Origin of the sequence: Tunturiibacter empetritectus (assembly GCF_013410875.1) — a bacterium.
Taxonomy (GTDB): Bacteria; Acidobacteriota; Terriglobia; order Terriglobales; family Acidobacteriaceae; genus Edaphobacter; species Edaphobacter empetritectus.
On sequence record NZ_JACCCU010000001.1, the window covers coordinates 1520455 to 1541898 of the forward strand.

The 21444-nt window shown below is 59.5% G+C and carries 13 protein-coding genes and 1 tRNA gene; 10 read left to right on the forward strand and 4 right to left on the reverse strand.

From position 1 onward, the window contains the following. Positions 1-33: 33 nt before the first annotated feature. A complete protein-coding gene (locus HDF08_RS06490; RefSeq protein WP_179637709.1) occupies positions 34-393 on the reverse strand; it encodes a hypothetical protein in 360 nt (119 codons plus the stop codon). 319 nt (positions 394-712) lie between these two features. Continuing rightward, on the reverse strand, positions 713-2116 hold the full coding sequence (locus HDF08_RS06495; RefSeq protein WP_373563129.1) for a hypothetical protein: 1404 nt from the start codon (positions 2114-2116) through the stop codon (positions 713-715). A gap of 324 nt (positions 2117-2440) precedes the next feature. Here HDF08_RS06495 and HDF08_RS06500 point away from each other — a divergent pair, with 324 nt between their 5' ends. From HDF08_RS06500 to HDF08_RS21430, 4 genes are all read left to right on the forward strand, one after another. Next, positions 2441-3616 carry a phosphatidylinositol-specific phospholipase C1-like protein gene (locus HDF08_RS06500; RefSeq protein ID WP_179637710.1) on the forward strand — a complete coding sequence of 392 codons (1176 nt, stop codon included), beginning with the start codon at positions 2441-2443 and terminating at the stop codon, positions 3614-3616. A gap of 160 nt (positions 3617-3776) precedes the next feature. Then, positions 3777-7253: a carboxypeptidase-like regulatory domain-containing protein gene (locus HDF08_RS06505; protein ID WP_179637711.1), complete on the forward strand. Its 3477-nt coding sequence runs from the start codon at positions 3777-3779 to the stop codon at positions 7251-7253. A gap of 113 nt (positions 7254-7366) precedes the next feature. Further along, positions 7367-9688 (forward strand): GH92 family glycosyl hydrolase, encoded by a 2322-nt coding sequence (locus HDF08_RS06510; protein ID WP_179637712.1) that lies wholly within the window; start codon positions 7367-7369, stop codon positions 9686-9688. A 147-nt stretch (positions 9689-9835) separates the two neighbouring features. Next, positions 9836-10891 carry a cytochrome P460 family protein gene (locus HDF08_RS21430; protein ID WP_218884514.1) on the forward strand — a complete coding sequence of 352 codons (1056 nt, stop codon included), beginning with the start codon at positions 9836-9838 and terminating at the stop codon, positions 10889-10891. 125 nt (positions 10892-11016) lie between these two features. On the opposite strand, the gene HDF08_RS06520 is transcribed toward HDF08_RS21430, so the two are convergent. Next, a tRNA-Glu gene (locus HDF08_RS06520) sits at positions 11017-11094 on the reverse strand. A 111-nt stretch (positions 11095-11205) separates the two neighbouring features. Between HDF08_RS06520 and HDF08_RS06525 the strand changes: the two genes are divergently transcribed. The 6 genes from HDF08_RS06525 to HDF08_RS06550 all read left to right on the forward strand — a co-directional run bounded on the left by HDF08_RS06525 (position 11206) and on the right by HDF08_RS06550 (position 20501). After that, positions 11206-11973, forward strand: a complete 768-nt coding sequence (locus tag HDF08_RS06525) for a queuosine precursor transporter (protein ID WP_179637713.1) — start codon at positions 11206-11208, stop codon at positions 11971-11973. A 217-nt stretch (positions 11974-12190) separates the two neighbouring features. After that, a complete protein-coding gene (locus HDF08_RS06530; protein ID WP_353068656.1) occupies positions 12191-13282 on the forward strand; it encodes an efflux RND transporter periplasmic adaptor subunit in 1092 nt (363 codons plus the stop codon). A gap of 94 nt (positions 13283-13376) precedes the next feature. Next, the gene (locus HDF08_RS06535; protein ID WP_179637714.1) at positions 13377-16643 is read left to right on the forward strand and encodes an efflux RND transporter permease subunit; all 3267 of its coding nucleotides are present in this window, start codon (positions 13377-13379) and stop codon (positions 16641-16643) included. Between the two features lie 139 nt (positions 16644-16782). After that, on the forward strand, positions 16783-18090 hold the full coding sequence (gene fahA / locus HDF08_RS06540) for a fumarylacetoacetase (RefSeq protein WP_179637715.1): 1308 nt from the start codon (positions 16783-16785) through the stop codon (positions 18088-18090). Between the two features lie 83 nt (positions 18091-18173). Further along, positions 18174-19310: a 4-hydroxyphenylpyruvate dioxygenase gene (gene hppD, locus HDF08_RS06545; RefSeq protein ID WP_179637716.1), complete on the forward strand. Its 1137-nt coding sequence runs from the start codon at positions 18174-18176 to the stop codon at positions 19308-19310. A 282-nt stretch (positions 19311-19592) separates the two neighbouring features. Continuing rightward, a complete protein-coding gene (locus HDF08_RS06550) occupies positions 19593-20501 on the forward strand; it encodes a dimethylarginine dimethylaminohydrolase family protein (protein ID WP_179637717.1) in 909 nt (302 codons plus the stop codon). A 96-nt stretch (positions 20502-20597) separates the two neighbouring features. On the opposite strand, the gene HDF08_RS06555 is transcribed toward HDF08_RS06550, so the two are convergent. Continuing rightward, positions 20598-21380, reverse strand: coding sequence for a 2-keto-4-pentenoate hydratase (locus HDF08_RS06555; RefSeq protein WP_306459669.1), 783 nt, complete (start codon positions 21378-21380; stop codon positions 20598-20600). Between the last annotated feature and the right edge of the window lie 64 nt (positions 21381-21444).

The following is a 21444-nucleotide window of genomic DNA, read 5'->3' on the forward strand; positions in this document are numbered from 1 at the left end:
GCTGCTATTTGACTGGAAAGAAGACACAACGGTTTAGTGAGTAGACACAAAGGCGCATACGTCTTTCGCCATGTTCTTCAAATTCTTTGCTGACGAAGTGTAGAGAACGGTCCCTTGTTGGTCGGTGATTGTTGACGAACCCGGCTCTGTGTCCAAGATGTAGTCGGCTTTAGGTCTAGACTGCGTGAAGGACACGGCGGGGCATCTCTCAATGAAATCTGTGATGACTGCAGGTGATGAATGATAGTCGCCGTCTAGAGCCTTCGTTTTGACCCCGTAGAACGTTCCTTTACCGCCTTGGACAACCTTGTCCACGACGAAAACTGTATGAGTGGCCGCAAAAGCGGTTACTTGAGACCACAACAAGAAGACTGCTAGAAGACCGACTTTCATTGCACCTCTCCCCCCAAAAGTCTATGGTAAAGCGTATTAGGCTCGATACTTCGCACGTTTCGATTTCGTGCGTCTCAAGCGACGAAAATCCCTTACATATAGCCTTAGCGGCTTTCACGGGATGCGACGGGAAACTTCTCGGACTTCGCTGGAAAGATATCGATCTCAACGGCAAGAGGCTATATCTGCCCAACGTTGCTTGATCCTCCCGGAGCAGGGTTGACGACCTGCACAGAGTACTCACCCATCGCCCCGAGATACTTGGATCGACCGTAACTTGGATCGACACGCTACCCGCGGCTGTTATGGGCAACAAGGTTTATCTCTGAAGAATCCGCTGGGAGATGATTCGTGGACGTGGAGCGTTAGCACCAATGTTACTGGTCTCCAGCAGAACTTCAAACGGCAGTATATTGCCCTTCGAATCGAAGATCTTGCTCAACAGCGGTGCCGAAGCATCGCTGAAAAGATAGTCTGCTGCAGCCTCTGTGCCAGCCATGTTGATTCCCTCAATCAGAAGAACGTGGCCTGTGCCATCCAGATTCGGAGTAACGACAATCAGACCAAACGTGCTGCGTGCGGCGTCGCTCTGGTTCGTCTCGTAATACTCCCTCTCCCCCGGCAGAGGGTGAAGATTGTGAATGACGACGTCGTTGACCTTTGGCTGATGTTCGAACTGAAAGTTCAGGTCTCTTTGAAAGAGATCCACCCAGGGATTGGAATCGAAGGACCCTAGCAGAATGACGTTGGACTGTTTCAGATCATCCAGCGTCACCTCGCGCGCATATCGCACTTTGAACCGATTCTTCACTACTGCTGGAAGCTGAGAGATAGCTGAGACGACATCCAGATCCACGACACTGGTATAGCGCCGTCCACCCAGTTCGTTCACCATCGCTGAATCTATACCGGAGGTGGTGGACGTATGCTTCTGATACTCTCCGGCTGCGTACTCTGCCAGGGGGATCCTTCTATTGGTCAGATCCTGGTAGATCACCAGCCCGCTGTCGGCCGGTACCAGCAGTGTGTCCCGTGTCGACGAGAAGAACACGCTCCAGAACCGGTCCGAAACACTCTGTTGCGGCGATCTAATAGGGATGTCACGCGCTACTACAAAAACAAGTGCCATAAACAGCGCAGCGCATAAGGCTCTGAGACCCCAGACTTGTCGACCTAGCAGCACTGGGTGATTCACCGCCCGATCAACTATCTCTTCCGGTTGTTGTTGCGACGCGCCGCCACTGACGACTCCGATCAATTCCACCTGCGCAGATTGCGGTCTGCTCTCCCCGACGGCTTTATCTTTTTCAACAAAAATCGGCACGTAGCCGCCCCGCGGAACAGCGATTCGGATCGTTTCATCGATGCCTTCGCTGTTGAAATACTCATCGAGTCTTTGCCGCAGCAGACGCGCATAGTTGCGCACAATATTGTCTTCGCCAGGGTTGTATCCCTGTGGACGTCGAAAGACATGTTCGCCGATCAACTGCTCGGTGATCTCGCCGGTCTGATCGAGCAGGTGCTTCTCGCAGATATAGAGGATGAAGCTGATCAAAAACTTGGATTTGGCGAATCCTTTGCTTGCGGCGACTCGCCTCGCGACGCCCCAGCGCGGATCCTCTTCAAGCCGCACAAGATGTTCCGCAACCGCTGTTCCTGACAGACGTTCCGCTTCGTCGGACCGCTGCCCCGTGCTTATCAAAGTAGTATCTTCCACTGCCACTAGTAGACATCGACAGGACTAGCTTTTTGTTACTCCTTTATGAATCCCTAAAATATATGAGATATCAAAGATTACGACCACATCAAATTATCATCGAGCGCCTTCTTGTAAGCAATTTGTTTTCTGAAAGATGAGAGTTACCACCTCCACGTGTACTCCGCCCTTTACCCCGTGGATCCCCCTGACGAAGAACTCGGAGGAAGAGGAGGATCAAGTCTCAACAAGGAACTCCATCGTGGAGCGGCGGCCAGTCCACATGCTATCTCCGATTTCGTATCATCGGCCACCCTCCTCTCCGACCATCTCAGAAGGATGTAAGACAAGATGACGAACTTTCGAGCGGCACTTCCACTCATGATCATGCTTCCACTGAGCGTCCTCGCACAGCAAAGTACCGTTGCCGACCAGGATCGAACGCTGCGTATCAATCAGATTCAGGTGATTGGCAGTCATAACAGCTATCACTCTGGCATCGCCCCCAGCGAACGCAAGCTCATCGAGCAGCAGAACCCGAAGGCGATGCGCGCGCTCGACTATGCTCATGCTCCCCTGGCCGATCAATTGACAGGCGGCGTGCGTCAGCTTGAGATTGACATCTACGCCGACTCGAAGGGTGGCCGCTACTCGCATCCAGCCATCGTCGGCAAAGTTGCAGAAGCGGGACTTCCAGCCGATCCCGACTTCGATCCGCAACACGAGATGGACAAGCCCGGCTTCAAAGTGATGCACGTCATGGATGTCGACCAGCGCAGCTCCTGTCGCACCTTCATCGCCTGCCTCACGACAATTCGCGGCTGGTCGCAACAGCATCCGCAGCATCTACCCATCTTCATTCTGGTCGAAACCAAGCAGGGCCGTGAAGGATCCACACCGCAAGGCCACACGCCGGAGCCGTTCACCGCCGAGACCTTCGACGCGCTCGATGCCGAAATCCTTTCCGTCTTCTCCTCCAACGAGATGATCACACCAGACCAGGTTCGTGGCAGCTACGACACACTGCTAGAAGCCATTCAATCCACCATCCCTGCTTCCTCCGCTTCCAGCAAGAAGACCGGTGGCTGGCCAACGCTCTCAAACTCTCGCGGCAAGGTTATCTTTCTCATGGACCAACGCAACGTCGGCCCGGTCTACACACAGGGACATGCCTGCCTTCGTGGCCGCCTCATATTCACCAATGCCGCACCTGGTTCATCGGATGCAGCCTTCACCGAAGAAAATGATGGGACGAAGGCCGAGATCGACGTCCTGGCCCGCCAGGGATATCTCATCCGCACCCGCACCGACGACGGCACGGAAGCCGCCCGCACCAACGACCACACCCGAGCCGACATCGCTCTCTCCAGCGGCGCACAGATGTTAAGCACAGACTACCCATCCTCCGAGCCCTCGCGTTGGACTGGATTCTTCGTAGGCCTCCCACATGGCCTGGCCGCTCGGTGCAATCCAATCACCGCGCCACCCGGATGCGTCGACTCGCTGCTTGAGCCTTCAATGAAATAAGACGCTGAATTTAGCAGACTATTCGCCTTTCACCATCCCGCGCCCTCTGGAAGGCTGCTTTCTAACGCTCCAATTCAACAGACTCTTACGTTCTCGCCAGGAGGCACGTGTGCCAGTAACGCAACCTGCATCATCCGCTCCTAACGAATCAACACCTTCAATGTTGACGAGGTTCGCAGTCGATCTCCCCCGTCTCTGCCGTCTGCTGTTTATTGCACTGCTCATCGGTATCGCTGCCATCAGCTCTGCGACCCTGCTCGCGCAGTCCGACAACTCCTCGATCGCCGGCGTCATCACCGATCCCTCCGGCGCAGCCGTCGGTGCAGCAGCAATCACCGTAATCAGCGAGCAGACCGGCGCCGAACACCAGACCATCAGCAACAAATCCGGCTTCTACACCATCGCTGGCCTTGCACCGGGCAAATACACCGTCAAGGTGGTGTCGCCGGGCTTTGACACCGTCACCAGAACGAACAACAACCTCGACCCAGCGATCCCTGCAACGGTCAACGTCTCCCTCGTCGTCGGTAAAGATAACGAGTCGATCGAAATCACCGCGAACGAAACTACTTTGCAGGCCGACAGCTCCACCCTCGGCCGCGTCATCACCAGCAGCCAGGCCGACAATCTTCCACTCAACGGCCGCAACCCAATCTATCTCGCACTCACCAAGGCCGGCATCACTAGTATCACCAGCACCGTCTCCTCCTCAAACTTCAGCACCGGCCTTGGTGCCATCAACATCAACGGAGCTCGCGAGCGCGACAATCTTCTCACCTACGACGGCGCCGTCGCCGTCCGCATCCGCGCCAGTGGCGACTCCGTCGGCACACCGGACCTCGACGCCGTCGAAGAGGTCCAGGTCCTCTCAACCAACTACCCTGCAGAGTACGGCCGATCCATTGGCGGCCAGATTCGCATTATCACCAAGAGCGGCACCGATCACTTCCACGGCAGCGCCTACGAGTACTTTCAGAACCCTGTTCTCAACGCCAACACGTGGGTTCGCAACGCCAATGCCAACAACTCAAACCCTAACTACCCCGAAGCCCTCAAAACAAACAAGGTCGCGCCCTTCACCTACAACCAGTTCGGCTTTGTCCTGGACGGCCCTCTCTACATCCCGCATGTTTTGCCCAAGGGTAAGGTCTTCTTCCTCTACTCCGAGGCCTTCGTACGTAATCCGTCACTCTCCACGGAAACCGATACCGTCCCCAACGCAGCCTTCCGAAACGGCGACTTCAGCTCCGTCGCGCAGCACATCAAGGACCCTACATCCGGCCTTCCATGCGACCCGAAGGCAGGCGGCCCCGGCTGTTTTCCCGGCAACGTCATACCCAAAGATCGTCTCAGCCCGAATGGCGTAGGTCTTCTCAATGCCTTCCCTGCGCCGACGCCAGGCTTTAAAATAGGTGCAGCTAATCTGCTTGAGACAGCGCACTATCCCATCCAGCAACAGATCGACAGCGGCAATCTCGACATCCTCCCAACCGAGAAAGACTACATCCGCTTCCGCCTCATTCACTTCTACTATCACGAGGTGAACCCCTTCGCTACCTCGAACTACGACATCGTTCCCCGCATCTACAGCCGTCCCAACCAGACCGGCTCGCTCGACTATGTGCACACCTTTGGTCCCAGCACCACCAATGAATTTCTCTTCACCGCCAGCCACGATGTCGCTCGCCTCAGCATCGACACGTCGACAGGCACCTACAACCGCACCGCATATGGCATCAACTATCCATACCTCTTTCCTTCAGGCAAAGATCTCCCAAACAAGATTCCCACCATTGCATTTGATACGACTGGCATTACCACACTCGATGGCAGCACCTACCCCTCTCACTCTCAGGGCGAGATCTTCGACTTCGCCGATACCGTCACACGCATCATCAGCAACCACACCCTGCGTGGCGGCGTCCTCTTTGAGCGGGCCGGCGAAAACGATGACGACCAGATCGCCTTCGCCAACTCCACTCCCGGACAGACCAACAACCAGAACGGCAAGTTCGACTTCTCCAGCTCGAACACCAACGGCACGGGCTACGATCTCGCCGACGCGGCCATCGGCATCTTCAACACCTACTCCGAGATCGGTCCACGCAACGAAACTCCCAGCCGCGCCAATATGTTCGAGTTCTTCGCACAGGACTCCTGGAAAGCTACGCCGAAACTGCACCTCGAGTTTGGCCTGCGATATACCAGCATTCACCCCTTCTACAGCATCTGGAACAACGCCGGAACCTTTGACCCTGCCTTCTACAACTCTGCTACTGCGGTAAAGGTGAACCCAACAACGGGTAATCCGATAGCTGGCAGCGGCGACCCGCTCGACGGAACCGTTCTCTTTGGCAATGGCTTTCCCGCCAGCGCAAACGCTCACGTCCCCATCGCCGTGACTGGACAGTACAACAACCTCTTCCACAACCTTCCGCGCGGGTACGTCCACGTGCAGAAGTTCCTCTTCCAGCCCCGCGTCGGCGTGGCGTATTCGCTTAACAACAAGACGGTTCTTCGCACTGGCTTTGGCCGCTACACCAGCCGTCAGGGCACCTCCGACAACGTATTTCTCGGCGGCTTCGCACCGTTGCAGCAGGTGGTTTCGATCACAGGCGGCAGCGTCGACAACCCCGCTGGCACCGCAATCGGCACCGGCTCTTTCCCCACTCTCTCCGGCGATATCAATCAGCAATCCCCACAGCCTGAGGCCTACATCTGGAGCGTATCCGTCGAGCGCGACCTCGGCTTTGATACAGTAGCCGACGTCTCCTACGTAGGACGCCACTCTTTACATCAGCAGTTTGAATCCGACGTGAACCAGGCGCCCATCGGAACCGCACAGGCCTTCGGCACCAGTGGTGTCAACGCCCATCGTCCATACCTCGGTTACGCCGCCATCACCGAGGTCTACCAAGGCGACACGGCCTTCTACCAGGGCCTTCAGATCGACGTAAATCATCGCTTCAGTCACAGCCTGGGCTTTGGAGTCGCGTACACCTACGCTCACTCGCGCGACTGCGGCTCATTCCAGAAAAACATCCTGCCCAACGCAGACGATCCGAAAGGACTCTGCGGCACGGCGGACTATGATCTGCGTCAGGTCCTCGTCCTCAACTCCGTCTACCATATCCCCTTCCGGAGCAGCAGCCGTATCGCCAACGAAGCTCTCGGCGGCTGGCAGCTCTCGCAGGCCTATCAGTTCCAGACCGGCACGCCACTCAACGTCGCAACCAGTCAGGACATCGCCGGCGTTGGCCCAGGCTTTCAGGGACAGTTCCTTCAGATCGCTCCCGGCGCCTCGCTTCGCGGCAACGGAAAATTCTCCGTCGGCAAAGACAATAACTCGTGGTTCAACGCCAGCGCCTTTTCGCTTCCGGCTGCCGGAACATTCACCCCGCAGCACAACCGCAACCTGATCTACGGTCCCGGTCAGGCAAGCTTCAACGCAAGTCTGCAAAAGCGCTTCGCCACCTTTGAAGGTCAAGCACTCTCCTTCCGCTTCGACGCCTTCAACTTCCCCAACCATCCCAACTGGGCTGCACCGGACTCAACCTACACCGACGCTACCTTCGGCAAAGTCACCAGCAAGACCGGTCAACGAGCAATGCAGGCCAGCCTTCGCTACTCCTTCTAAACGCCCTACCATCAAGCAGGACACGAGTGGGGCCCGCGAACAGGTCCCACTCGCATCACAAGTCTTCACATGCAGTTGAGACATTCAAGGGACCGATCTTTCTGCAAGCAGCAGTGCACTCCATCCTCTGGCGTTCGATTCACTTCTTTCTTACCGCACTCCTGCTTGCAGTCCCACTCACCGCGCAAAAAACTACACCCGACTACACCCGCAACGTAGACCCCTTCATCGGCGTCGACTGGGGCGGCAACACCTTCGTCGGCTCTGCCATCCCCTACGGCCTCGTCAAACTCGGTCCCGACATGGAGACCTTCGACGGCCGCCGCTCCGGTTTCGGCTACTCGAGCAATGGCGTCATCCTCGGCTTCTCGCACCTTCACCTCAGCGGCGCGCAGGGCAAATACGGCAATATCCTCGTCGCTCCCGTTACCGGCCCCCTCGACCTTAACGACATCAAGTCCCCCCGAACCGACGAGGTCAATCAGGTCGGCTTCTACTCCGCAAACCTCTCGCGTTACAAGATCAAAGCCGAGCTCACCAGCAGTCGCCGCGTCGGCTTCCATCGCTACACCTTCCCTGCATCAGAGCAGTCTCATCTCACCATCAACGTAGCCCACGCACTCGACCTCGGCCCCGGCTCCGAGTCTCAGCGCTTCCTCGGCGCCGAGATCCACCTGACCAGCAATCACGAAGCGCAAGGCGTTGCCCGCTTCACCGGCGGCTGGAACAAGGGCGGTGAGTACAAGGTCTACTACTACATGGTCCTCGACACCCCAGCCACCGCCACACAAACATGGACAGGAACTCCGACCGGCACAACCTTCAGCTCCGCCAAAGACGCGACCGTCTCCACTGACATCCCCATCGGTGCCACCTTCGACTTCACCACCCACGCCAACCAAATCATCCAGGCAAAAGTCGGCATCTCCTTCATCAGCGCCGACCAGGCAAAACAAAACGTCGAACAAGAGATCCCCACCTGGAACTTCGCCGCCGTCCACTCCGCCGCGACAGCATTGTGGAACACCGAGCTAGCCAAGCTCAGCCTCACCGGCGAGACCGACTCCCAGCGTCGCCAGCTCTACACCGCGATGTATCACATCATGCTGATGCCCACCGACCGTACCGGTGAAAACCCCGACTGGCGATCCACCGAGCCCTACTACGACGACTTCTACGCCATCTGGGACACCTACCGCAGCTCCAGCCCTCTCCTCACCCTCATCTCCCCCGACCGACAGCGCGACATCATCCGCTCCCTCATCGACATCTACCGTCACACCGGCTACATGCCCGACGCCCGCAGCGGCAACGACAACGGTCGCACCCAAGGCGGCTCCAATGCCAATGTAGTAGTTGCCGACGCCTACGTAAAAGGTCTCAAAAACATCGACTACGAAACCGCCTTCGCCGCCATGGTTCACGACGCCGAAGTCCCACCGGCCAACGCCCAGAAAGAAGGTCGCGGCGGCCTCAAGGACTACAACGAAAAGGGCTACATCACCCTCGCCGACGAGCGCTCCGGCTCCCGCATCGCCGAGTACAGCTACGACGACTTCGCCATCTCCGAAGTCGCCTGCGGCCTCGGCCACCAAAAAGAGGCTGCCCTCTACGCCAGCCGCACCCACAACTTCGAGCACCTCTGGGACAAGGACATGACAGCCGAAGGCTTCCACGGCTTCCTCCGTCCTCGCAACCCCGACGGTACCTGGGCCGACCCCTACCTCGTCGTCCGCGGCACGTGGCCCGATTTTTTCTATGAGGGTGACATCTGGACCTACTCCATCTACGCCCCGCAGGACATGCGCCGACTCATCGAGATGGCCGGCGGAAACGAGACCTTCGTCCACCGCCTCGACAACATCTTCCTCCGTCGCCACTTCGACGTGACCAACGAGCCCGGCTTCCTCATCCCCGTTCTCTATAACTACGCGCTCCGCCCCGACAAGACCGCCGACATCGTCCATCTCCTCCTTGAAAAAGCCTTCACCGACACCCGCGCAGGCATCCCCGGCAACGACGACTCCGGCGCCATGTCCAGCTGGCTCATCTTCTCTACCCTCGGCCTCTTTCCTGTCGCCGGTCAGGACGTCTACCTCATCAGCACTCCCAGCATCCCCGACGCCTCGCTCGCACTCGCCAACGGCAAAAAGCTCCGCGTCATCGCCAGGAAACTCGACCCCAACGGCCTCAACCGCTACATCCAATCGGCAACCCTCAACGGAGTCGATCTCCCCAACGCCTGGTTCCGCCACGGCCAAATCAAGGACGGTGCAACGCTGACCCTTACGATGGGTTCCGCTCCCTCCACTTGGGGGACAACAACTCCACCTCCTTCCATGAGCGACCCCAGCGCCCACATCTGCTCCAAAACTGAACCCAGGGACGCATCCGCCAACCCAACGACTTTGGGGAACAGTCCAGGTATTAGGTGAAGGGTCGTCTTCCAAAGATTCCCAAGATAGGAGAGCCTGAGTAAAAATAGACCGCCACCGTTCTGGTTCCAGAAACATCAGAAGCTTCAAGAAGTGGCAAACGCGGGATCGGGCCTAGAAAACTTTCTTTGTGAAGGAGCATTCACCATGCCTGAACTCATGAGAGAACCTGTCGGCCAGTTGTCGATTGATAGGCGTCGCAGAGGCGATCGCAACGCAACGCTAAAACACAAGCTGGTGCTTGGCGTGATCAGTGCAATGCTGGGGGCCTTACTTCAAGGTTGTGCAGCCGGCAAAACTCCTTCCCAGGGGGAGACGAGCCTGGCCAATGCGGCGAAAGACGTCACCATCCCATTGGCGGCAGGCAAGAGGAACAACCCGCTGCCTGAGACGGACGAGGTCGTCAGTCAGGGCCAGGAGGTGTTTCTTGGGTCTTGCGCCCAATGCCACGGTGCAGATGCCCGCGGAGACGCGAACCTCGGCCGCAACATGACCCCGCCTGCTATGGACCTGAGTTCAGCCCACGTGCAGCACTGGAACGACGCTGAACTGTTCTGGATCATACAGAACGGAGTTCGCCTCACTGGCATGCCTGCCTGGAAGTCGAGCATCTCCGATAACGACACCTGGAAGCTTGCACGTTTCATCCATAAACTTCCCCGCCCCGACACTGCCCCCGCCACCACGCCAGTCCCGTCACAGACACAAGCCGTCGTCTCCGCGCAGGACAAGTACACCCTCAAAATACCGAATGGCCTCGCGTTCTCTGAGTTCAGAGGATACGAAAGCTGGCCGGTGATCGCCATCAGCCACAACGGAGGTGCGGTCGCTGCAATCCTCGGCAATCCCGTGATGATCAACGCCTATAAGGCAAGAATTCCCGGTAACGGCAAGCCTTTTCCGGATGGTGCCAAGATGGCGAAGGTCCATTGGAATGCGAAAGTGGATGCCGGACAACCCGGTGCACCGACGGTGCCAGGCACCCAGCATGACGTTGACTTAATGGTGAAGGACAGCAAGAGATTCGCGGACAGCGGCGGATGGGGTTACGGCGTCTTCGAGTATGAGCCCGCGTCCGGCAAATTCAGGCTGGGCAACTTAGGTGACAAGCCGCCGCAGGGGAACGACGCCAAGTGCGGGTTCGCGTGCCACACGGCAGTGAAGGCAAAAGACTACGTCTTCACCGCGTACGGGCCCAGGTGAAGTCCGGAAACGACGGGAATTTCCCAGTGACTCTATGGTGACTAAGTGAAGCCTATCACCCGCAGCTTGAGGATTGGCGACAGGCTGTCGATCAAGGTATAACGCCGAAAAGCCTGACTTTTGTTTGGTGTCCCCGATGGGATTCGAACCCATGTTATCGCCGTGAAAGGGCGGTGTCCTGGGCCGGGCTAGACGACGGGGACTTGACCAGGCAGAAGGCGTACCCAGCACCCTCACCACCTCTAACGCTAACAAGCAGCCCATGCTCTGTCAAAAACTGGCGCGCCTTACTCCCACACGGCATACTGGTAACGATGCCCACGCAACTCCACACGATCCAACCGAGTGCCGCGCCATCGACTCCCCGCAGCTTCAAATATCTTGACGCCCTCACCACCGCCTTCGTGGTCATCCTGCTCGTCTCGAACCTTATCGCCCAAAAGGTCTGTCTCCTCGGGCCAGTCGCGATCGGTCGCTGGTCCATTGGCCCCTTCGCCGTCAGTGGAGCCGTTCTCCTCTTTCCCATCACCTATATCTTTGGGGACGTCTTCACCGAGGTCTACGGCTTTGCCGCCTCCCGCCGAGCCATCTGGCTGGGCTTCTTCGGCACCGCCCTCCTCTACTTCATCGGAGCCATCGTCATCGCGCTCCCCTCCGCCCCAGGCTGGCATAACCAGCAGGCCTTCTCCACCGTCTTCGGCTTCATCCCGCGCATTCTGGCCGCCAGCCTCATCGCCTTCTGGGCCGGCGAGTTCGCCAACTCCTACACCATGGCGCGACTTAAACTCTTCACCAACGGACGCAAACTCTGGACCCGCACCATCGGCTCCACCATCGTCGGCCAGGCGGTCGACACCGTTCTCGTCATCACCCTCACCTTCGGCGGAATCTATCCCGCCCGCATCCTCGTCAACATAATTCTTACCGGATATGCCCTCAAGGTCGGATACGAGATCCTCGCTACCCCGATCACGTATCTTGTCATAAACTGGCTCAAACGAGCCGAACACGCCGATGCGTTCGATCGTCATCAAAGCTTCAACCCCTTTTCCTTTGCGGAAAAGAGCAGTTTGGACGCCTGACACCCTCCTCAGGAGCAGATTGGGCTGCTCAAAAACTCTTTCGGTGCATATTCCGAACCCTTCTCGGGAATGCTGTCATCTAAAATGGAAATCCTGAGTCGTAACCAGTAAGACGTTGATCCGCAGAATCTTGCGTCGTAATTCTTCCTGCCCACCGCTTATTGCAACTCGTTTGGTGGCTTGTCTTCGAAGTCGTCGCTTGTGAAGGAGAAGTTCTGTGCCCTTGATTTTGAATACCCCTCGCGTCCTCCCAGTGCTTGTCTGTGCGGCCGCATGCCTGGTCGCAGGTTGCAAGTCCGCCCCGCCGCCCCAGCCGCCTCCCCAGGCCATGCCCGTTAAGGTAGCTCCCGTATCGTTGTCGCCTGTGCCTACCGCCGACACCTACGTCGCCACCATCAAGAGCCGCCGCTCCTCCACCATGCAGCCGCAGGTTGACGGCAACCTGGTCAAGATCTTCGTCAAGTCCGGACAGGCCGTGAAGGCTGGTCAGGTGCTCATGCGCGTCGATCCTCTCAAGCAGATGGCCGCCGTCCAGTCGCAGCAGGGAACTCAGGCGCAGAAGAAGGCCCTCTACGACTACAACAAGATCGAAGTTGAGCGGCAGCGCAAGCTCTTCGAGGCGGGAGTCGTCTCGCGCGATGCCTACGATCAGGCCAATCAGGCCTATGAAAACTCCAAGGCCGACTTCGAGTCCAACCAGGCGCTCACCGACACCCAGAAGCAGCAACTCGCCTACTACGACATCCGCGCCCCCTTCAACGGCATCGTCGGCGACATCCCCGTTCACCTCGGCGATTACGTCTCCCCTACCACCGTGCTCACCACGGTCGATGAGAACGCCGACCTCGAGGCGTACATCTACATCCCCACCGAGCGCGCCGGCAGCATTCGTAACGGACTGCCGGTAGAGATCCTCGACACAGCAGGCAACGTCCTCGTCAAGACGAAGGTCGACTTCATCTCTCCTCAGGTCGACAACGGCCTGCAAAGCATCCTCGCCAAGGCAAGTGTCCCGCGCACCGCGGACATCCTTCGCAACCAGCAGTTGGTCAAGGCCCGCATCATCTGGAGCACCGCACCTGCACCCACAGTCCCGGTCCTCGCCGTCAGTCTCGTCGGCGGCCAGACCTTCGTCTACGTCGCAACGCCTAAAGGCGACGGATACATCGCCCATCAGGTCCCCGTCACCGTCGGCGAAACCGTCGGCAACACCTATCCCGTTCTTGGTGGTCTCAAGACCGGAGAAAAAGTAATCACCTCCGGCCTGCAATTTCTGCAGGAAGGTGCGCCGGTCAAGCCGCTCGGCTAAGCAACTGCTTCCCCTCTGTCTGCGGAGTCCCATCCAGGGCTCCGCACAGTTCACGCATCACCCCGGGGCCAGCCGCTCCGGTTAGAGGTCAGCCTTGTTTGTAGATTTTTTCATTCGCCGTCCAATCTTCGCCACGGTCTGTGCGCTCCTCATCGTGCTCGCGGGCGCGGTCTGCATTCCGAGCCTGCCCATCTCGCTCTATCCGGACCTCGCGCCGCCCCAGGTTGTCGTCACCAGCAACTACATCGGCGCTAACTCCAAGGACGTCGAGTCCGCCGTCACCATCATCCTCGAGCAGGCCATCAACGGCGTCGAGGGCATGCGTTACATAAGCTCCACCAGCTCGAACGACGGCACCTCCGCCATCACCGTCACCTTCAACACCGGCTACAACCTTGACATCGCCGCCGTCGACGTGCAGAACCGCGTCGCTACCGTGCAAGGGCGCCTCCCCGCCGTCGTCAACAACACCGGCATCAGCATCACCAAGGCAAGCTCGAACTTCATCTTCGCCGCCGGCTTCATCTCGCCCGACCACTCGCTCTCCCCGGCCTTCATCTCCAACTACCTCGATGTCTACGTCTCGGATGCGCTCAAGCGCGTCCCCGGCGTCGGTGCCGTCATTATCTTCGGCGAGCGCAAGTACGCCATGCGCCTCTGGCTTGATCCCAACCGGCTCGCCGCCCGCGGTCTCACCGCACTCGATGTCACCAATGCCCTCGCAGGGCAGAACGTAGAAGTCCCCGCCGGACAACTCGGGCAGCCTCCTGCCGATCCCAAGCAGGACTTCCAGATGGCGGTTCGAGTCATCGGTCGCTTTGACGACCCGAAACAGTTCGAAAACATCGTCATCAAAAACAATCCCACTGCCGGCGGCGTTGTCCTGTTCAAAGATATCGGCCGCGCGGAGCTAGGCGCCGAAACCTACAGCACAGCCCTCAAATACTCCGGCGGAGATGCCATCGGCGTCGGCGTCCAGCAGCTCTCCAATGCCAACGCCCTCGACGTCGACAAGAAGTGCCGCGCTGTCCTCGCAGAGCTCCAGAAAAACTTCCCCCCCGGCATGAAAGGCATCATCGCAGTCGACACTACACTGGTTATCGGCGAGTCGGTCAACGAGGTCGTCACCACCATCGGCGAAGCGATCGTCATCGTCATCATCGTCATCTTCCTCTTCCTGCAGGACTGGCGTGCCACCATCATCCCCGCCGTCACCATCCCGGTCTCGCTCATCGGCACCTTCGCCTTCATTAAGGTCTTCGGCTTCAGCATCAACTCCCTCACCCTCTTCGGCATCACTCTCGCTACAGGCCTGGTCGTCGACGACGCCATCGTCGTCATCGAAAACGTGCAGCGCCACCTCTCCGGCCACTCCGTCATACCCGAGCGTCACGAGCTCAGCGAACCTGACCCCTACGCTCCCGACACTCTCGGCCAGGAGAAGACCGGATCCGGCATGGCCCAGACCTCATCCGATCCCCACAAGGCCACCAGCATCGCCATGGCCGAGGTCACCAGCGCCGTCATCGCCACCTCGCTCGTCCTCATCTCTGTCTTCATCCCGGTCAGCTTCTTTCCCGGCACCACCGGCATTCTCTATAAACAGTTCTCGCTCACCATCGCCTTCTCCATCGCGATCTCAGCCTTCAACGCCCTCACCCTCTCGCCGGCCCTCGCCGCCATCCTCCTGCGTCCAGAACAAAAAAAGACCGGCATCATGGGTCTTCTCCTCAACCCCATCGAAGCCGTCATCCAGTGGGTCATCCGCACCTACGCGAAGGTCGTCACCTTCGTCGTCCGCATTCGCTACGTCATGCTTCTGTTCTTCGTTGGCGCCCTCGCGGCCACGGCGTTCATGTACAACTACGTTCCCACTGCCTTCATTCCGCAGGAAGATCAGTCCTACTTCCTCATCATCGTGCAAACGCCCCCGGGAGCCTCGCTCAGCTATACCGGCGAGTTCGCCGACCGCGTAGCTGATCTCGTACGCAAGAACGACGGCGTCTTCGGCACCTTCTCCGTCATGGGTTTCTCGCTCGCTGGCGGCAGCTCGCCAAACTCCGGCCTCATCTTCGCACCGCTTAAGCCCATCAACGACCGCACCAAGATGGGACCCAAGTTTACCGCCCACAACATTGTCCTCGACGTAGGACCCAAGCTCTTCGGCGTCCCCGGCGGTATAGCCTTCGCAGCAGAGCCTCCCGCCGTCGCAGGTCTCGGCACCGTCGGTGGATTCCAGTTCATCCTGCAGGACGGCGGTCGCAACACCTTCGACGACATCTCACGCGTCGCCCACACCCTCGTTGCGCAGGGGAGTGCCCCCGGCTCCGGTCTCATCGCCATGAACACCCAGTTCACCTCGAACGACCCCCAGCTTCAGGTAGTCATCGACCGCCAGAAGGCCGAGACCATCGGCGTCCCCTTTGCCCAGATCACCGCCGCCCTCGGCACCTTCATGGGCTCCAGCTACATCAACGACTTCAACTTCAATAACCGCTCCTACCGCGTCTACGTCCAGGCCGACGAGCAGTTCCGCCGCAACGCGCAGGATCTCCGCCAGTACTACGTTCGCTCCAACACCAACCAGATGATCCCGCTCGACAACCTGGCCACCGTCACCCAGATCTCGGGCCCACAGGTCATAAACCACTACAACCTCTTCCGCTCCGCTGAGATCGACGGCTCGCCCGCCCCCGGAACCAGCTCCGGTCAAGGCAACGACGCCATGGTCAAGCTCTTCCAGAAAAACAAGCTCCAGGGCATGAGCTACTCCTGGACCGGCCTTGCCCTCGAAGAAGTCGAGTCCGCCGGCAAGGCCATCATCATCTTTGGCCTTGGCCTGCTGGTCGTCTACCTCACCCTCTCGGCCCAGTACGAGTCCTTCGCCCTGCCGTTCATCATCCTTCTCGCCGTCCCCATGGCCATCCTCGGCGCGCTCTCGCTCGTCTCTCTCCGCGGCCTGGTCGACGACGTCTACGTCCAGATCGGTCTCGTCATGCTCATCGGGCTCTCAGCCAAAAACTCGATTCTCATCGTAGAGTTCGCCGAGCAACTCCTGGCGCAGGGCCGCTCGATCGTCGACGCCGCCATCGAGGCCGCAGAGCTTCGCCTCCGCCCCATCCTGATGACCTCCATCGCCTTCATCCTCGGCGTCCTTCCGCTCTACTTCGCCTCCGGCGCCGGAGCCTATGGCCGTCACTCCGTCGGTACAGCTATCGTCGGCGGCATGATCCTCTCCACCATCCTCAACCTCTTCTTCATCCCGGTCCTCTACGTCATCCTGAAGACCTTCCTCGGCAAGTTTTCAGGCAAGAAAACCGCAGCCCCAGGCAGGGAACTGCCAGCACAACCCAGCCACTAGATCACTGTGAATCTTCCCGTTGGTCGCACAGCCCTTGAGAGCGACCAACGGGAGCACCAAGCGAAGCGGTAGACGCGTCACGAAGTGACCGCCCCATGCGAAGTGGGCCCGTCCGGCAGGACACGAGCTATCATGCACCATGGCAAAACAAAGCATCGCAGCTCACAAAAGCTGGCTCCCCGACGCCAACCACCCCACCACCGACTTCCCCCTCACCCATCTCCCCTACGGCGCCTTTTCGATAGAAGACCAGCAACATCTCTGCGTCGCCATAGGCACTCACCTCCTCGACCTCCACGCCTGCGCCACCTCCGACCTCCTCCCCCCCAACCTCACCGAAGCCTGCCAGTCCCCCACCCTCAACCTCCTCATGTCACAGGGCTCTCAATCCTGGGCTCTCCTCCGCAAAACCCTCACCACGCTCCTCCACGCCGACGCAAAACCCGACCGCAAAGAAAAAGCCGAAGCCGCCCTCCACTCTATCGCCGGAACAACCTTCCAAAAACCAGTCCACATCCCCAACTACACCGACTTCTATGCCTCCATCCACCACGCTACCCGCGTCGGCCAGCTCTTCCGTCCCGACCAGCCCCTCCTCCCCAACTACAAGCACATCCCCATCGGCTACCACGGCCGAGCCTCCTCCATCCTGATCAGCGGCGAACCTATCGTCCGGCCCACCGGCCAAACCCGCCCGTCCGCCGAAGAGCTCCAACCTAACTTCCTTCCCACCAGCAAATTAGACTACGAACTCGAACTGGCGCTTTACATCGGACAGCCCAGCACTCAAGGCCATCCCGTTCCCATCTCCGCCGCAGCCGACCACCTCTTCGGCCTCAGTCTCCTCAACGACTGGTCCGCCCGCGACATCCAGTCCTGGGAGTACCAGCCCCTCGGCCCCTTCCTCGCAAAAAACTTCGCCACTACCATCTCCCCCTGGGTCACGCCCATGGCCGCGCTTGAACCCTTCCGCGTCCCCGCCGCCCCCCGTCCCGCCACCGACCCAAAACCCCTCCCCTACCTCCACTCCGCCATAGACCAAAAGCGCGGAAATTTGAATGCACTACTTGAAGTTTCAATCCTGACCAAAAGAATGAAAGCCAATAAACTCCAGCCCTTTGTCCTCAGCGAATCCAACCCACGAGATCTCTACTGGACCCCAGCGCAGCTCATTGCCCACCACACCAGCAACGGCTGCAATCTCCAGGTCGGCGACATCCTCGCCACTGGCACCATCTCCGGTCCGGCCGAAACCTCCGCCGGCTGCCTCCTCGAACTCACGCGCAACGGAGCCAAACCCCTCCTCCTCCCCACGGGCGAAACCCGCACCTTCCTCGAAGACGGCGACGAGATCATCCTCCGGGGCTCCTGTACATCCCTTGGCCATCCCCGCATCGGCCTCGGCGAGTGCCGCGCCACCATCCTCCCCGCCCGCACCGCAGTCTGACCGCCCTAGCCAACCCCCTCCCGCTTGAACTATCCTCATCCTGCACCGCGGGCCAAAACGCTCGCCGAACCGGAGACCTTCTCATGGCAACACACGCCCAAACTCAGCCCCAGGCAACAACCGAGTCCACCCCCGACTTCCTCCCCCTCAAAGGCACCGACCACGTGGAGTTTTACGTCGGCAACGCCCGCCAGGCCGCCTACTTCTACCGCGCAGCCTTCGGCATGTCCCTCGTCGCCTACGCCGGTCCCGAGACCGGTCAGCGCGACCGCGCCAGCTACGTTCTCCAGCAGGGCAAGGTCCGCTTCGTCCTCACCACCGCCCTTCGTACCGACTCCGACATCGCCCGTCACGTCGACAAGCATGGCGACGGCGTCCACTCCATCGCCCTCTGGGTCGACGACGCCCACCAGTCCTGGCTCGAGACCACCAGCCGCGGAGCCCGCAGCATCCAGGCCCCCACCCCCGCGAACGACACCAACGGCACCGTCACCACCGCCAGCATCGCCGCCTACGGCGACACCATCCACACCTTCGTCGAACGCACCCACTACACCGGTCCCTTCCTCCCCGGCTACCACGCTGTCGCCAACGACCCCATCGCCCGCCCTGTCGGCCTCCTCCACATCGACCACATCGTCGGCAACGTCGGTTGGAACTCCATGAACCAGTGGGTCGACTTCTACCGCGACGTCATGGGCTTCGGTCTCTACCAGCATTTCGACGACAACGACATCTCCACCGAATACTCGGCCCTCATGTCCAAGGTCATGGCCAACGGCAACGGCTACGTCAAGTTCCCCATCAACGAGCCCGCCGAAGGCCGCCGCAAGTCCCAGATCGAGGAGTACCTCGACTTCTACCAGGGCCCCGGCGTCCAGCACATGGCCCTCGCCACCAACGACATTCTCGCCACTGTCGCCGCCATGAAGCAGCAGGGCGTCGACTTCCTCACCGTCCCCCACTCCTACTACACCGAGCTGCAAACCCGCATCGGCAAGATCGACGAGCCCATCGAAGATCTCGAAAAACTAGGCATCCTCGTCGACCGCGACAACGAGGGCTACATGCTCCAGATCTTCACCAAGCCGGTAGAAGACCGACCCACCGTCTTCTACGAGATCATCCAGCGCAAGGGCAGCCGAAGCTTCGGTAAGGGCAACTTCAAAGCCCTCTTTGAAGCTATCGAGAGAGAACAGGAACTGCGCGGCAACCTCTAAAGCCAAGTCCTGCCGGACGGGCCCACTGCGCGTGGAGCGGTCACTTCGTGACGCGTATACCGGTCATGGCGAACCAGACAGCATTACTCCTCCCGTTGGTCGGAATCAACATCTCCTCCGACCAACGGGAGGACCACCCGAAGGGATATACCCACCACGAAGTGGTCGCTCCACGCGCAGTGGGCCCGTCCGGCAGGACAAATCTTTTTATGTATAAATATCCGTTACAAATGCATAATCATTAGCATTGACGCGCCTTTCGCGCTCATCCATGCTTACAACATGAGCACGCAGCCAATCGAGATCACCACCCCATCCATCCTGGCCACGATCCCTTCCACCGCCGCGACCTTTCTGATGTGCCCCCCCAAGCTCTACGACGTCAACTACGTCATCAACCCCTGGATGGCCGGCAACGTCCACGCCTCTTCGCGCACCCGCGCAGCCGAGCAGTGGCAGCGCCTCTACGAAGCCGTCAGCACCATCGCCAACGTCCAGCTCGTCGAACCCCAGCCCGGCTCACCCGACATGGTCTTCACCGCCAACGCCGGCCTCGAGCGCAACGGCACCGTAGCCATCAGCAGCTTCTTCCATCCCGAGCGCCAGGGCGAAGAGCCTCACTTCCGCCGCTGGTTCGAGCTCGCCGGCTACAAAGTCATCGATACCCCCCGCGCCACGCCCTTCGAAGGCGAAGGCGACGCCCTCTTCTCCACCGACGGCACCCGTCTCTTCGTAGGCTACGGCCCCCGCACCGTCCCCTCCAGCCATCAAGCGCTCCGCAAGATCTGGGGCATCGAGGTCACCTCTCTCCACCTCACTGACCCACGCTTCTACCACCTCGACACCTGCTTTGCTCCCCTCGAAGGCGGCTATGTCATGTACTTTCCCGAAGCCTTCGACCAAGCCTCTCTCGACAAGATCGAAGCCTTCTACCCATTAGAAAAAAGAATCATCGTTGCCGAGTCCGATGCCGTCTGCTTCGCCTGCAACGCCATCAACGTCGATCGCACCATCATCCTGAACAACATCAGCAGCGATCTCCGCCACCAACTCGAATCTCGCGGCTTCGACGTTATCGAAGTCACGCTCACCGAGTTCCTCAAAGCTGGCGGCGCCGCCAAATGCCTCGTCATGAAGTTGAGTCAGGTCATGCCGGACGGGCGCCCTGCGCGGGCGGCGGTCACTTCGTGACGCGTATACCGGTCTCGTCGGGATCAACTTTCTAGGTCCTCCCGCTGGTCGGCACGAGCTTCAGCTTGCGACCAGCGGGAGCACCCCGCGAAGCGATTACACGCCACGCAGTGGTTCAAACCGCAGATGAACCTCGCCCGCGGATGAAAACTTCACATCCGCAACAGAACCCGGATCGCCCGAAGTCACCCCAGTCCAACTTCCCGTCGTCACCCACTGTCCGGCCTTCAACCCACCAGTCCTCGCAGCGCCCTCGTTCGCCAGCCAGGGCAGCAGACGCATCAAGTCCCCCGAAGTATTCGATCCCGTCCGCTCCACCCTCACCGCTCCATCTACTGCGATCACCACATGCTCGGCCTTGAAGTCGATCTTCTTCCAGGCAGCCACCGCTGGCCCATACACAAACCCGCCATGCATCTGCAGGTCGCCCAGCATGGACATCCGCGCCGCCTTCAACGGATCGCGAAGCCCACTCTCAATCACCTCGATCGCCGGATGGCAGCTCGCAATCGCAGCCACCACCTCCTCGCGGGAGTACGGCGTTGCCCTCGGCGGCAGATCCTCGCGAATCAAAAAAGCAATCTCCGACTCCAGTCCCCGATACCTCCGCACCTCGCCAACCACCGCGCCATCTCGCGCCATCCACGCCGCAGGCATCGGCGCAAACAACGGTTCGGCCTCCGCACTAGGAGCCCCGATCTTCCACCCGCCAATCGCCCCATACGCCTCTGCAATGCGATCCTGCAGCGCATAAGCCTCAGTCATATCCTTCGGCTGCAAAGCCTTCGGCAGATCCTCGATCGGCACGCCCGTTCTGCGCGCATCCAGCAGCAGATCCGCAGCCTCAAACAGTTGGCTTTCTCTCTCCCCAGTCATCATGTCGTCCAGTGTCTCTCAACCGGCCCGCTTCTGTCTCGCCGCACCCGAGTTGACGCATCTACGC